This window comes from Streptococcus iniae (assembly GCF_030732225.1).
GTDB lineage: Bacteria > Bacillota > Bacilli > Lactobacillales > Streptococcaceae > Streptococcus > Streptococcus iniae.
This window is the reverse complement of sequence record NZ_CP132230.1, coordinates 672,243-686,799: the sequence shown is the minus strand read 5'-3', so window position 1 is coordinate 686,799 and position 14,557 is coordinate 672,243. Positions and strand designations below refer to the sequence as shown.

The window sequence follows — 14,557 nt, the reverse complement described above, 5'->3', positions numbered from 1 at the left end:
ATTACAAATACCTTGATGAAGCAAATTAGTTTAAAAACGAGACCTCTTCTTCCAAAGCAGAAAATCAGAGATAACCTTATTTGGTTACCTCTGATTAATTCATTCTACTATTCACTAACAGTTTAAGCTAAAAAGGCCTTTAATGCGTCAGCTTTATCACATTTTTCCCAAGGCAGATCAATATCCGTTCTCCCCATATGTCCGTAAGCAGCTGTTTGCTTATAAATTGGACGTTTCAAATCAAGCATTTTGATGATACCTGCTGGACGCAAGTCAAAATGATGTCTCACTGCTGCTTCTAATTGTGATTCCGAAACACGTGATGTTCCAAAAGTATCCACACGAACTGAAACAGGATGTGCAACCCCAATAGCGTATGCTAATTGCACCTCAACTTTTCTAGCTAAGCCGGCTGCTACAATATTTTTAGCAATATAACGAGCTGCGTAAGATGCAGAACGGTCTACCTTGGTAGCATCTTTTCCTGAGAAGGCACCACCACCATGGCGAGAATAGCCACCGTATGTATCAACAATAATTTTACGGCCTGTTAAACCTGAGTCCCCTTGAGGCCCACCAATAACAAAACGGCCGGTCGGATTGATAAAGTATTTAGTCTTGTCATCAATAAATTTCGCTGGAATAACCGACTTAATCACTTTTTCAATAACATCACGTCTAATGGTTTCATTGGTCACATCAGGATCGTGTTGTGTTGAAATAACAACTGTATCCACTCGAGATGGTTGATCATTTTCATCATACTCAACAGTTACCTGTGATTTTGCATCAGGTCTTAAATAAGAAATCTCTCCTGATTTTCTCAAATCAGCTAATTTTTTAACCAAACGATGTGACAATGAAATCGGCAATGGCATCAATTCTTCTGTTTCATCGATAGCAAAACCAAACATGAGACCTTGGTCCCCAGCTCCGATAAGACTTAAATCATCTTTTTGCCCTTCTCTTACCTCTAGCGCTTCATTAACTCCTTGAGCAATATCTGAAGATTGTTCAACAAGCGATGGATGCACCCCGACTGACTCTGCAGAAAAACCATATTCGGCTTCAGTATAACCAATCTCAGCAATAGTATCACGAACAACACGGTTAATATCCACATAAGCATTGGTCGAAATTTCACCAAATACATGAACAGAGCCAGTATATACAGCTGTTTCAGCTGCAACGTGTGAATCAGGATCCTCAGCGAGAATAGCATCTAAAATAGCATCTGAAATTTGATCAGCAATCTTATCAGGATGCCCCTCAGATACAGATTCAGATGTAAAAAGTTTACGTTCTGACATAAAAATGTCCCCCCTTTAAATAATTATTGACGTTTTCATGTTTTAAAAACGTCAAAAAAATGCAAATGTTGAAAACACTATGGACCATTCCACAGGTTTTCCTTTGTTTAACAGCAAGTTTTGTTGCCATAAAACAAAGAGAGTTACAAAGCACCACTTCTCTTTTCCTCCACTAATGCGCTAAAGCATAGATTTGGTCAAAGTAAAAATGTCTTTTCGGGACTCATAACTCCTCCATTATAACACGTTTCTTACTATTTTTGAGAAAATTGTCTTGCACTATTCAAAAAAAGAAGCTGACTAATGTCAACTTCTCAGATTGAAGCAAGCTTATGGCGACTCCAATGTAACCTTATTATTTTTTGCTAAAAGCAATGCCTTTTATTAATGATCATGGTCATGCTCATCTTCATCATGATGGTGGTGCTCATGATTATGATGATCGTCTTCACTATGCTCTAACTCTTCATGAGAAGCACTTTCAGCATCAGTAGCTCTCTTAGCTTTTTCTTCCGCCGTGCCGTTGTCAGCTGCACTCCCCTCTCTTACTGATGGGAAATTTTGTGCAATAACAATTGGAATAGCATTTTCTTGAGGTTGTTTCAATTCTTCTAAAGGAATATTGTTATCACTAACATCTAAGCTGGTTACCTGATGATTTGCTTCTTTTAGTTTTAGACTTGTCAGTTTGTTAGTAGCTGCTCTTAAGGTTTCAAGTTTTTGATAATCATTAACACCTTCCAAATCTTTCAATTCATTTTTTGAAACATTTAAATATTTCAAAGATTCTTGTTTATGAGGCAGTTTTATTGTTTGTAATTGATTAGACTCAGCTTTCAAGTTCACCAAACGTTTATGACCTTCAATGCCATCTAATTGTTTCAGTTGATTATGACTAACTGTTAATTCTGTCAATGAAGGATTGTTTTTAATAAAATCTAACGATTTTAAATCTACTTTCTCTAAAGTCAACATTTCTAAATTTGGTAGTTTCAGACTATCAGCATCAAATCCTTTATTTTCAGATAAGTTAAGTATTTTTAAACTTTCTTTTCCTGTTAAGGCATTTAAGTTTGACAACTTATTATTTTCGATATGAATCTCTTGAATTTTAGACAATGAAGCCAATGGACTTAAATCACTAATCTGATTATTACTTAAAACAAGAAACTGTAAATTGGGCAATTCTGCTAGCGGAGCCAGTGTTTTCAAATTGTTGTCAGCAGCAGCAACTAGGTTAAGCTTTTTATAAGGTACTAAAAAGCTCAAATCATCTAAACCATTTTGTGAAACATCAATGCTTTCAAGCATTGGCATTTGACTTAAGAAATCATAATTTTTTACACCCGTCGCCGTCATTAATAACTGTTTCAATTTTTTAAATTGAAGAACTGGTGTCATATCATCGATAGGTGTAAAACCAATACCTAAAGCTTCTAAATTTGGTAAGTAAGATAAACCAAAGCGTTTCAAAGGATTTTTACGGCTACCTAAATCCACTTTTGTAACACTTGCTAACCATTTTTCCATAGCCTTAGGATTTGTTTCATTTGATGGGAAATCTGTTGCAACCATGTGAGTTCTCACAATATCCAAAACAACCTCATCATCAAATCCCATATTTTTAAGGGTTTGCATTCCGATTTTATGTTTTTCAAGCTGTCTTGCATGGTATAAATCATGAGGATCTGGAATTGCTTTACCAATTTCAAAGTCAGTTAACATGAGCACATGACTATGATCGCCATGTGGATACTCTAAACCAAGTTTTCCATCTTTAGTCTCAATACGTTTAATAAGATCCGTAGATAGTCCTAGTTCTTTAGCCAAATAATCCAACTTTGCTTTAAACTCTTCTTCAAGGGCATCTTTTGGAGTATTTTTTTTATCTCCTTTAGACTGACTCTCATAGTAGTCTGCAATCTCGCCCCAGCCTGATTGACGTAAATCATTAAAAGTGATGGGGTGCAAGTGACCGTTATGGTTGACTAAAATACTATCTTTGGTTTGTCCTACAATTTCTTTACCGTCAAATTTAAAGCCATCACTGGTTGCAAAATCAAGCCCTGAAATGCCACTGCCTTGAGGGGTGTAGTTAACATTTCTTACAAAATTGTGTTGAGCTTGCACTTGCATATTTGTTGACGGCGAAACAGACATTCCCAAACTTGATTTCAAAATATAGTGGAAATGGTCCCCATGTCTAACGGTATAGCCTTGTGCATCTTCTGCAACGATATCTGCAGGATTAAAAACATAATGATGACCTGAACCATGGTTTGAAGAAGCCTCTGCTGTGACCATTGGTTTTGATAAATTAGCTCCCTCAGGAATCAAATAGGCAAATTGACTGCCTTTTAGGTCTTTATAAAAAATAAAATGCGAGTGTCCATCATGTTCAACAACAATACCAGAGTCTGTCTTAGATAGAATTTTTGACTGTTTACTTAACATAAAACCATCGTCTGTTGGGTAGTCAACTCCTGCTACACCTTTTTGTTTTTTCTGGCTAGTTTTACTTTTTTTCTTAGCATCTACTTTTTTACTTTTAAGATGTTTAGAGGGTTGATTTGGCTTTTTTTCCCCTTGCGAGTGACAGGCTGATAAGCTTAAACTACAGGTTAAGGCAATTCCCGCCATCAATAAATATGAGTGTTTTTTCATTTTTCCTCCGAATGATTGTTTTTTTATTAACCAGTTAATTATATCAGACTCTTATTTTTTTGCAATCTTTTTATTATGAGAAAAGCATATTTTTTTAATAATAATACCACTAACAATAACTTAAAACTTTGAAAAATGACAAAAATAGACTATACTAGAGCTATGAAAACATCTGAACGTATTTATGAATTATTATCGCAAACAAGTGATTACACTAGTGGTGAGTCCCTTGCAAAGACCCTAAACCTTAGCCGAACAGCTATTTGGAAGGCTGTGAAATCATTAGAAAATCAGGGGCTAGAAATAGAATCAAGCAAAAATAAAGGTTATCGCATTTTGACTGGTGATTTACTTTTACCTCAACAGCTAAGCCAAAAGCTTAAACTACCTGTTAGTTACAAAGAAGAGACCCAATCAACACAACTAGATGCTAAGCATGGCATCGAAGCTAATCTTTCTTGCCCACACCTTTATTTAGCCAATCATCAATCTCATGGCAAGGGACGCCTTAGTCGCAGTTTTTACTCCCCTTCAGGTTCTGGAATCTATATGTCAATGCATTTAAGACCTAACTTACCTTATAGTCAAATGGAACCATACACAATGATTTTAGCTTCTTGTGTGGTTAAAGCCATTTCAAGATTGACAGGAATTGAGACAGACATCAAATGGGTTAATGATATCTATTTTGAAAATCACAAAATAGCCGGTATTTTAACTGAAGCTGTTACATCAGTCGAAACTGGATTAATCACAGATCTCATTATTGGTGTAGGCATCAACTTTAATAATACAAACTTTCCAAACGAGCTTAAAAACAAAGCAGGATCACTCTTTAAGAGTCATCCCACCATTACAAGAAATCAATTAATTGAAGAAATTTGGACATTATTTTTCACAATTCCAAGTCATGAACACATCAAAATTTACAAAGAAAAATCACTTGTTTTAAACAAACAAGTGACCTATTACAAAAATGAAAAGCTTGTTGAAGGAAAAGCCATTGCCATTACAGACCAAGGCTACCTTATTGTTGAACATCCTGATGGCCAGGTAGAAACCTTACCAAGTGGTGAAGTTAGTCTTTCTTCTTGGTAGCATTAGCTGCTTTTAATAGTGACTTTGAAAACTTATCAATGGCACGCGCACGACGTAAGTCTCTGAAAAATAAGAAGCCCCAAAAACAGGCAAAGAGATAGTCCCCTGATAACAAACTATCATTGAAAAAATATGTCTCAAAAGCTATGATGAGAGCCGTCATAAAAAATTGTTTAATTGTCATAGTGTCATTATACCAATAAAAAGAAAATTCGACGAAGAATTTTCTTTTTATTAATCCTCAATTGTATTTATTTTTTGACTTAAAAAGTCAAATCCTTCTGGAATCACAGTTTCAACCACTTCTTCAACCGGACTAGTAGCCGCTTGAGATTTCATCTGCTTAGCAAACTCTCCTCTGATATGGTTGAAATCAGCCCTTGGTACTGCTAAAATATTGGGGCTAAAACCAGCCGCCTTACTCATAATATTGCCAAACATTGCATTTAAATCAGTACGATTCATCGCCTGCTCAGCATTAAAAGCAGCTTCAAATGCCAAAATAGCATTTTCGCTATTAGCCAAAACCGGCTCAGAACCCATCAAAAGTGCCCTGTCTTGTGGTGAAATACTGTCTAAAATTTCATTCCAAACCGATTTAAGTGAATCAAGGTATTGGCGAGATTGTTCGCTGTTTCGAACAGTCTCTTCCATGATGGTTAAAATTTTCTGGCGATCAACCTTATAGTTGACAGCACTTGGCCTAGTCATTTTCGGTGAACTTGATTTAACCACTGCACCTTGATTTAGCCCGTCAAAACTTTCTTTTAAGAATTTTACTTCTGCTTTTAAAGCCTCAATCTGATTTGCGATATCAGGACTAACCGATTCAGAGGTAAGACCTCGTTTTGTATCAGCTAGAGCGATTGTCATCATTTCAGCATAAATCCGAGGATGAGTGCCTCGCTTAATTTCAGGAATATGTTTGGTCACAATCGAAATCATTTCAAAAATATCCTGAGTCGAAACAACCATATTAGCTAGAAAAGTTTCTGATTGATAGAGGCTTTCACCACCTGTTTTAGCAAGTAATAAATCCCTTAAGTAAGATAAAAGATCTGTTGCAAAACGGCTCATACTTTTACCATTTTCAAAAATCACAGTTAGATTTTCCAAAGCTAATGCTGGTGATTTTTGGATTACTTGTGACACATAGTCATCCAACGCCTTAATACTAATAGAACCTGTAATTTCCTCAGCTACTGCTAGAGTAACTTGATTGTCAGCAGACAAACTAAGGGCTTGGTCCAAAATAGACAAAGCATCTCGCATACCACCTTCAGCGCGTTTAGCAATCAAGAAAAGTGCATCTTCTTCATAGCTAATGGCTTCTTCAGAAAGAATTTTTGCCAAATGTTCTTTGATTGCTTGCTGTTTAATCGACTTAAATTCAAAACGTTGGACACGTGATAAAATGGTTGCTGGGATTTTATGCAATTCCGTTGTCGCTAAAATAAAGACCACATTTTCTGATGGTTCCTCAAGAGTCTTTAAGAGAGCATTAAAAGCTCCAGTTGACAACATATGCACTTCATCAATGATATAAACTTTATAAGTTGCGCGACTAGGAGCGTAGGTTGACTTGTCTCTAATATCTCGAATCTCATCAACACCATTATTAGATGCAGCGTCAATTTCAATCACATCTTCCAGACTACCAGCTGTGATATCTTTACAAATATCACAATGATTACAAGGCTCCCCTGCAACTTGATTAGGACAGTTCATGGCCTTTGCAAAAATTTTAGCAGCACTTGTCTTTCCTGTTCCTCTTGGTCCAGAAAATAAATAAGCATGGCTAATTTTTCCACTTTCAACAGCCTGTTTTAAAGTTGTTGAAATGACAGTTTGCCCAACCATCTCATCAAAGGTTTGGCTTCTGTACTTACGATATAAGGCTTGATACATTAGTTTTCCACTCCGAACATGTCAAAATTAAAACGTGTTTTTTCCAGTAAAATGGCAACAAATTTTTCTAAATACTCTTGATCTGTAGCATCATAATCTCCAACATGAGGAGAATCTAAATCAAGAACACCAATCAATTGCCCATCTTTAACCATTGGGACCACAATTTCACTCATAGCCCTTGAATCACAAGAAATATAATTATCATGTTCTTTAACATTGGCAACAATTAGGGTTTCTTCTGTCTCAGCTACTTGACCACACACACCTTTTCCAAGTGCGATGTGCACGCAAGAAACAGAGCCCTGAAAAGGCCCTAAAATTAACTCTTTGCCATCAAATAAATAAAAACCTGCAAATACAGAATCAGGTAAAGCATTTAGTAATAAAGCACTTGCATTGGATAAATTAGCTAAAGCATTAGATTCATTCATAAACAAAGCTTGAGCTTGAGCTAACATGAGTTGATAATTTTCTTCTTTTCTAGTCATATTCATGTTTTCTATTATACCACAAGAACTCTCTTTCTTTAACTATTAGACTGCTTCTAAAAAACAAAAAAGACCAGCAAATGAATTCTGCTAGCCTTTGGCCATTAGTTGAAATGATTAAAAACGACTAAAGCATATAGTGTTGCCATCAGCACCACTACTCCTAAATACCATACCACTTGAAAATACCATTTTTGAGTCTTGTGATGAAAGTATTTTCCACCTAAAAGGGCACCAAGCCCACCAAAAAGAAAAGATGACCAAAGCAAAGTTTTTTCAGAAATACGCCATTGATTAGTAACAGCCTTTCTTTTATCAAGCCCATATAAGGCAAATACCATAAGGTTCCAAATCAAGAGAACACTCAAAACATCTAAAAACATTTGCTACCTTAAGTTTCTGCTAAAATACTTGCAATTTTAGTGTTAATCAAATCAATCGCTACGATATTGCTAACACCTTCTGGAACAATGATATCAGCATAGCGTTTACTTGGCTCAATAAATTGATGGTACATGGGTTTAACAACTGAAGTGTACTGATCGATAATACTCTCTAAACTGCGCCCGCGCTCCATCATGTCTCGTTTAATCCTGCGAATAATACGAATATCATCATCAGTATCCACAAACAATTTAATATCCATCAAGTTACGAAGTCTTTCATCTTCAAGAACCAAAATACCTTCAACGATGATAACATCTTGGGGGTCCTGACGAAATGTTTTATCACTTCGAGTATGCTGCGTATAGTCATATATTGGAATATCAACTGAGCGTCCCGCTAGCAATTCTTTTAGTTGCTCAATCATAAAATCAGTTTCAAATGCCAGAGGATGATCATAATTGGTTTTAATCCTCTCTTCAAAACTCAAATGTGCTTGATCACGATAGTAAGAGTCGTGTTGAATCATTGCAATACGTGCATTTGGAAAGCTATCTAAAATCGCCCTCGAAACACTTGTCTTACCGCCACCTGAACCACCTGTAACACCAATAATAATCGGTTTTTTACGCATTTTAAACCCCATCTCTAAAAAGTTCTTCGCTATATTCTATCAAAAATTAGAAAATATAGCTATAGGATCTTATGCAAATCTTTCTGGAAGAATCCTAGGAGCATGAGTAAAATCATGCTATAATGATAAAAAAGAACAGTAAAGGATGACTCATGATCACAGAATTTCCAAAAGTTTGGCAAGATAAACTACAAGAAAAAGCCATTACAGAATTAACCGCAATCCAAAAAGAGGTTTTTTCACCTATTTCAGAAGGTAACAATGTCCTTGGGATTAGTCCAACTGGAACTGGTAAAACACTGGCCTACCTTTTGCCAAGTCTACTTAAGATTACAAGTAAAACATCTCAACAACTCCTCATCTTAGCCCCAAATACTGAACTTGCAGGACAATTGTTTGAAGTGACCAAAGAATGGGCTCAACTTTTAGGCATAGAAGCACAACTTTTTATTTCAGGGACCAGTCAAAAACGACAAATTGAGCGTCTAAAAAAAGGGCCCCAAGTCCTAATTGGAACTCCTGGGCGTGTTTTCGAATTGATTAAACATAAAAAAATCAAGATGATGAATGTAGACACTATTATTTTAGATGAATACGATGAATTACTCAGCGATTCTCAATACCATTTTGTCAATAACATTAGTCATCATGTCCCTAGAAATCACCAAATGATTTACATGAGCGCTACCAATAAAGTTGACCCGAACACTCTCGAAGAAGACACCATAACCATTGATTTGTCTAATCAAGAATTATCAGGAATTGAACACTACTACATTTCTGTTGATAAACGAGAACGCATTGATTTACTTCGTAAGTTTTCAAATATTCCTGATTTTAGAGCACTTGTTTTTTTCAACAGCTTGTCTGATTTAGGTGCAAGTGAGGATAAATTAAGCTTCAATGGCAGCTCTACTGTCTCGCTAGCAAGTGATGTTAATGTTAAATTCCGTAAAACCATATTAGAACGGTTTAAAAACAATGACATCTCATTGCTTCTTGGAACTGACTTAGTCGCCCGAGGGATTGATATCGATAATTTACAATATGTCATTAATTTTGAAGTCGCTAGAGACAAAGAAAACTACACTCACAGAGCTGGTCGTACTGGACGCATGGGGAAAAAAGGTGCTGTGATTACATTTATCACACACCCAGAAGACCTGAAAAAACTGAAAAAATTTGCTAAAGTCACAGAGCTTATCTTAAGAAATCAAAAATTGATTGTCACAAAGTCATAACTCCCCATCTAACAAATAATTTGAACAAAACCAATAAGTCTTAAACACTAACTAGCGCCTAATGACACCAATCATGACCATCCGTCTAACGGGTGGTTAATTTGTATCACACCTGCGGAGCCAAATAGACTTAAAGTCATATAACATAAAACACTTCAAACCAGTTCTATCCCGATTTGAAGTGTTTTTTTAGGAGTGTCCTAATACTTGAGAAACAGTTACAAACTTGTAATCCTGACTTTTCAAATAATCCAAGACGGTTGGTAAAGCATTAACAGTGGTCTGATGAACATCATGCATCAAAATAATGCCTCCAGGCCGCAACTGCGCCTTAATATTAGCTAAGATAGCCTCTGTATTGTGGTTTTCCCAGTCTCTAGTATCTACAGTCCACAGAACTTGTGTTAAAGCTGCAATTGATTGAACATTTGCATTTGTAGCCCCATATGGTGGTCTAAAGAAAATAGGAGCCTTTCCAGTAACTTTTTCAATGGCCATATTGGTATTTTTGATTTGAAAAGAAACCTGATCCGGACTTAATTTGGTCAAATTAGGATGGTCCCAAGAGTGATTGCCAATTTCATGACCCGCTTCCTTGACTTTTTTGACCAAATCCTCATTTCCAGAAATTTTAGACCCTAACATAAAGAATGTTCCCTTAGCATGATACTTGTCCAAAATAGACAATACTTGTGGAGTTGTCACAGGGTTTGGACCATCATCAAAAGTAAGAGCTACAATTTTCTTATCCCTTTGACGTTCTTCCTCTTTTTTCTTTTGATAATCATCATAGGCAACTTTTACATCACCCTCAAGCAAGTCTGGATTGACAATATCAAATAGATCACTTAAAGGTAGACTAATTTTATCATCCAATAACAATTGATTTGATGCAATATCAAATTGATCCGTTAGAATATGTTTCTTTTCTGTCATAGCATCTAAATGCTCATGATTCCACTTGCCATGACTTAAGTCTTTCAACTTTTGATTAACTGTTTCTTCTTTTTCTTTAAAAAGTTGTGATAATCTCACATGCTCAAATGCCTCATTAACATGATAACGACTAACAACTTGATCCGATGCTTTATTTACTTGAAATAAACCATGTTTATACCTTACCTCATGTATTGTTACAGTCTTAACATTTTTTAGAGGGGTCTCTTCAATAATAGGCTCAATAAAAACGTCTTCTTTATCGTTTGTAGCCTTCTGATAGACAGACATGGGTAAATTATCCTGATAAAAGTGATCACTATTTGCTAAAGGTGAAAAATAATGAAAGGTCTTATCACCATTTTCGAGAGACTTAACAGACTTGATGCTCAAATAGCGCTCAGTATGTTTTTTTTCAGACTTGATAATTGCTTTAACTTGATTGTTTATTTGCCAATTATTAACCGTTATCCCCCAAAAAATAATAAAGATAACCGAGATAATGGCAAAAATGATAGTATTTAATTTCTTCATTTGCTTCTCCTATTGTATCGTTATTATAACACAATAGGAGAAATAAAGTTATTTTTTACTCTATTTTTGCCAAAAAATATTGCAACTAACTTCCAAAAACGCCAAGAGGCTGGGCAAAAAGTAGCTTCAAATAAAACCACGCAGAGATTTCAGTCTTGAAAACAATCAAGATGAAAAAATCACTGTGTGGTTTTTGAGTATTTGAAGTTTTAGAGTCGAGATTCTTAGCTAATTTCGTGAGATTCATACTCATGAAGAGGAATCCAACCTCCGTTTGGACGGCTTGATTGCCTCTGACATGGACTCTACGCACGCCAAAAACACTCTTCAATCGGCCAAAAACGGGTTCGACATCGATTTTCCGTTTGGCATAGATTCGAGAGCCATCTTCGCTATGTAATTCTTCCTTTATGAGTTCTTTAAAGTAATTCCAAGTTGGATTGTAATGGATCTGTTTCTGGCGACCACTTTCTGTTTTGGAAAGTTTTTCCAACTCTTCCGTGCTTTGTATTTTTTCTGCCTCATAAATCTTGAAATCCCGTTCAAAGCCATACTTATCTTTTCTACGAGAGTAATATTTAAAGGAATAAACAACACCATCTGGTTTAATGAATTGGTCTGTTTCTTCAAGGTAGTCCCAATTATTTGGATTAGTAGGACTGTTTTTATATTTCTTAGTCAATTCCTTCTGGTACATGCCATAGGGAATCAGAGGAGATTTCTCCAACTCATCAATGATAAAACTATAATTCTCCTCACTGCCATAACCGGCATCGGCGACAATATTTTGGAAGAGGTCCAGAGTTTGAATGGATTGGAGAAATGGTTTCAGGGTTCGGGTGTCCGTTGGATTTGGAAATATATCATATGCAAGAACATATTGACCATTGGTGGCAGCTTGAACATTATAGCCAGGTTTGAGCTGGCCATTCATCATGTGGTCCTCTTTCATTCGCATAAAAGTGGCATCGTGGTCCGTTTTGGAGAAAGAGTTACGCTCTTCTAGAATCTCTCTAGCCTCCTCATAGCGTTGCTTACGAGGGAGATAATCCTTTCTCAACTGGTTGCGCAGTTTCTTAATACGACGTCGCTTTTGTTTATTGGCAGAACCTCCCTTGATAACTTTTGGTTCCTCAGAAATTGATTTCTCAACTTCCGCCAAGGCCTGTTCAGTGTCTTCTAAAAGGCGCACTAACCCCTCGCTGGTTTCGCATTCTTCTTTAGACAGAGCTAGGTTTACCCCCTCTTGAACCAGCTGGTCATAGAGTTCTGAGATTTTTCCGTTTAGTGCCTCTTCGTATTTATCAACAGCTCTTTTCCAAGTGAAAGAGTAGAGATTAGCATCAGCTTCTAGCTTGGTGCCATCGATAAAGAGAGCATCATCTTCAATCATGCCATTCTTACGCATGAGGAGGGTGAAATAAATAAAGGCGGTCTTAATTAGGTTATTGGCATGTTTACTAGAACGAAAATTATTGATGGTTTTATAGCTAACGTAGGTGTCCTGGCTCAACCATTTCATGGGAATGACTTCTTCATTCATCTGAACTATTTTGCGACCAGAAAAGACCTGGCGGGCATAGGCGAAGAGCGTCATCTTCAAAAGCATGGCAGGATGAAAGGCAGGACGACCAGTGTGAGACGTCTCTTCAAGCAAAATATGATTTGGAATACTGTCCACAAAGAGACTGATTAATCTAACCTCATGATTCATTGGAATATCGTAGGCAAGATTTAATTCCAAACTGAGTTGATTTGTGTTATACTCTTTATACATAGTCATGGCTTTCTAGTTGTTTTGTCGTTATTATAATTATAAACCATGACATAGGAAAACGAGCATCTCCAACTGCGGAAATGCTCGTTTTTTCTATTCTGAAGCTACTTTTTGCCCAGCCTCTTGATGTGATTATTTATTCAATATCAAAAACAATTGATTTTAAATTCGTCATAGCATCAATTGAGTATTTAACCCCTTGAACACCAGCACCAGATTTCTTAGCCCCCAAGAATGGGAAATTATCTGTTCCACGTTGTGTTTTATTGTTGATATGAACGGTTCCAACTTCAAGTTTCTCTGCAATTGCAAAGGCACGTGGGAAGTTATTTGTAAATACCGAAGCCTGAAGACCATATTCTGAGTCATTTGAAATTTTGATGGCTTCTTCAACTGAGTTAATTCTGATAAATGGCAATACTGGACCAAATGGCTCTTCCCAAGCTAATCTCATGTCTGTTGTCACATGATCAAAAATCAAGGGACAAATCAAATTCCCTTCGCGTTTGTACTCACCAAGAGCTTTCGCACCTTTTTCAGTCGCATCTTGTACCAAACCTTCAACAAAATCAGCCGCTTTTGTATCAATTAACGGTGTAATATCTGCATCTTCCTCAGGCATACCGATTGAAAGTTTATCTACCAATGTTTTTACATTAGCGATAAGTTGATCTGCAACCTTATCCATAACAAGAACACGTTTCACTGCTGTACAACGTTGGCCTGAATATCCAAAAGCCCCTGCTACAATATTTTTTGCAACGAGTTCAATATCAGCATCATCTAAAACAATAGCAGAGTCTTTTCCACCAAGTTCAAGCATAATAGGACGCATACCTGCCAATTGCCCAATGCGTTCACCAACTGGAGTTGAACCTGTAAAGTTAATAAAGTTAACTGCTTCATGCTCAACAATATAGTCCCCAATAACAGAACCACGACCAGTAATAGTATTGAAGACTCCCGCAGGAACACCAGCTTCAGCAAACACTTCTGCTAACAATAACCCTGAGATTGATCCTTGTGTTGGTGGTTTAAGTGCAACGACGTTACCAGCAATTAAGGCAGGTGCAATTTTAGAACCTGCTAAGTTGATAGGATAATTAAATGGTGAAATTGCAAGCACTAAACCAACCGGTTCATGACGTACAATCGCAATTTTCTTTTTACTTGCTGCTTCAAAACTACCGCCTTCAAGCACTTCGCCTTCCATACGAATGCCTTCTTCAGCTGCATACTTGATAATATCAGCAGTACGGACCACTTCACTTACAGCTGCTTTATATCCCTTAGCAACTTCTTTGGAAAGGATGGCACCAATCTTTTCAGCATCGCGAACGAGGATTTCAGCTGCTTTATGCAAATAAGCTGCACGTTCAACATAGGAAAGTTGACGCCATTCCTCCAAAGCATTTTTGGCAGAGGCATAAACGAAATCAACCTCTTGTGTCGTCATTGCAGGAACACTTCCTAACTCTTCGCCAGTTGCTGGAGCATAAATTGTAATATCATTCTCTGAAAGTTTCCACTCACCGTTAACAAGATTTTTGTATTGTTTTGTCAAAGTCATATCTCCTTTT

The 14,557-nt window shown here is 36.7% G+C and carries 11 protein-coding genes and 1 pseudogene; 2 read left to right on the top strand and 10 right to left on the bottom strand.

Features of this window, described 5'->3' with window-relative positions:
* Positions 1–122 precede the first annotated feature (122 nt).
* Together metK and Q9317_RS03390 are read right to left on the bottom strand one after the other, a co-directional pair.
* Entirely contained in the window at positions 123–1,310 is a 1,188-nt protein-coding gene (gene metK / locus Q9317_RS03395; protein WP_003100140.1) for a methionine adenosyltransferase, read from the bottom strand.
* Positions 1,311–1,694: 384 nt separating this feature from the next.
* Positions 1,695–3,974, bottom strand: coding sequence for a leucine-rich repeat domain-containing protein (locus tag Q9317_RS03390; RefSeq protein ID WP_121791500.1), 2,280 nt, complete (start codon positions 3,972–3,974; stop codon positions 1,695–1,697).
* Between the two features lie 162 nt (positions 3,975–4,136).
* Here Q9317_RS03390 and birA point away from each other — a divergent pair, with 162 nt between their 5' ends.
* Positions 4,137–5,072, top strand: a complete 936-nt coding sequence (gene birA / locus Q9317_RS03385; protein ID WP_017794607.1) for a bifunctional biotin--[acetyl-CoA-carboxylase] ligase/biotin operon repressor BirA — start codon at positions 4,137–4,139, stop codon at positions 5,070–5,072.
* Here the strand turns inward: birA and Q9317_RS03380 are convergent.
* The 5 genes from Q9317_RS03380 to udk form a co-directional block, all read right to left on the bottom strand.
* Complete coding sequence (locus Q9317_RS03380; RefSeq protein ID WP_003100136.1) at positions 5,053–5,256, bottom strand: DUF3272 family protein; 204 nt, start codon at positions 5,254–5,256, stop codon at positions 5,053–5,055. The genes birA and Q9317_RS03380 overlap by 20 nt on opposite strands.
* Positions 5,257–5,306: 50 nt before the next feature.
* A complete protein-coding gene (gene dnaX / locus Q9317_RS03375) occupies positions 5,307–6,980 on the bottom strand; it encodes a DNA polymerase III subunit gamma/tau (protein ID WP_003100135.1) in 1,674 nt (557 codons plus the stop codon).
* Complete coding sequence (msrC, locus tag Q9317_RS03370; protein ID WP_003100134.1) at positions 6,980–7,477, bottom strand: free L-methionine (R)-S-oxide reductase MsrC; 498 nt, start codon at positions 7,475–7,477, stop codon at positions 6,980–6,982. Before msrC ends, dnaX begins: the two co-directional genes overlap by 1 nt.
* A 98-nt stretch (positions 7,478–7,575) precedes the next feature.
* Entirely contained in the window at positions 7,576–7,854 is a 279-nt protein-coding gene (locus Q9317_RS03365) for a DUF1294 domain-containing protein (RefSeq protein WP_003100133.1), read from the bottom strand.
* A gap of 8 nt (positions 7,855–7,862) precedes the next feature.
* Positions 7,863–8,489 (bottom strand): uridine kinase, encoded by a 627-nt coding sequence (udk, locus tag Q9317_RS03360; RefSeq protein ID WP_003100132.1) that lies wholly within the window; start codon positions 8,487–8,489, stop codon positions 7,863–7,865.
* A gap of 152 nt (positions 8,490–8,641) precedes the next feature.
* Here udk and Q9317_RS03355 point away from each other — a divergent pair, with 152 nt between their 5' ends.
* Positions 8,642–9,730 (top strand): DEAD/DEAH box helicase, encoded by a 1,089-nt coding sequence (locus Q9317_RS03355; protein ID WP_003100131.1) that lies wholly within the window; start codon positions 8,642–8,644, stop codon positions 9,728–9,730.
* 189 nt (positions 9,731–9,919) lie between these two features.
* Here the strand turns inward: Q9317_RS03355 and Q9317_RS03350 are convergent, their stop codons facing one another.
* The 3 genes and pseudogenes from Q9317_RS03350 to Q9317_RS03340 all read right to left on the bottom strand — a co-directional run bounded on the left by Q9317_RS03350 (position 9,920) and on the right by Q9317_RS03340 (position 14,541).
* Positions 9,920–11,200, bottom strand: coding sequence for a polysaccharide deacetylase family protein (locus Q9317_RS03350; protein ID WP_003100130.1), 1,281 nt, complete (start codon positions 11,198–11,200; stop codon positions 9,920–9,922).
* Between the two features lie 23 nt (positions 11,201–11,223).
* Positions 11,224–12,977 (bottom strand): annotated as a pseudogene (locus tag Q9317_RS03345) (IS1182 family transposase).
* A gap of 136 nt (positions 12,978–13,113) precedes the next feature.
* Positions 13,114–14,541 (bottom strand): NADP-dependent glyceraldehyde-3-phosphate dehydrogenase, encoded by a 1,428-nt coding sequence (locus Q9317_RS03340; protein WP_031238984.1) that lies wholly within the window; start codon positions 14,539–14,541, stop codon positions 13,114–13,116.
* Positions 14,542–14,557: the final 16 nt, after the last annotated feature.

Bases quoted from the DNA above. Each gene is read 5' to 3' on its own strand.
- metK (WP_003100140.1), bottom strand. From the start codon at position 1,310: ATGTCAGAACGTAAACTTTTTACATCTGAATCTGTATCTGAGGGGCAT.
- Q9317_RS03390 (WP_121791500.1), bottom strand. From the start codon at position 3,974: ATGAAAAAACACTCATATTTATTGATGGCGGGAATTGCCTTAACCTGT.
- birA (WP_017794607.1), top strand. From the start codon at position 4,137: ATGAAAACATCTGAACGTATTTATGAATTATTATCGCAAACAAGTGAT.
- Q9317_RS03380 (WP_003100136.1), bottom strand. From the start codon at position 5,256: ATGACAATTAAACAATTTTTTATGACGGCTCTCATCATAGCTTTTGAG.
- dnaX (WP_003100135.1), bottom strand. From the start codon at position 6,980: ATGTATCAAGCCTTATATCGTAAGTACAGAAGCCAAACCTTTGATGAG.
- msrC (WP_003100134.1), bottom strand. From the start codon at position 7,477: ATGAATATGACTAGAAAAGAAGAAAATTATCAACTCATGTTAGCTCAA.
- Q9317_RS03365 (WP_003100133.1), bottom strand. From the start codon at position 7,854: ATGTTTTTAGATGTTTTGAGTGTTCTCTTGATTTGGAACCTTATGGTA.
- udk (WP_003100132.1), bottom strand. From the start codon at position 8,489: ATGCGTAAAAAACCGATTATTATTGGTGTTACAGGTGGTTCAGGTGGC.
- Q9317_RS03355 (WP_003100131.1), top strand. From the start codon at position 8,642: ATGATCACAGAATTTCCAAAAGTTTGGCAAGATAAACTACAAGAAAAA.
- Q9317_RS03350 (WP_003100130.1), bottom strand. From the start codon at position 11,200: ATGAAGAAATTAAATACTATCATTTTTGCCATTATCTCGGTTATCTTT.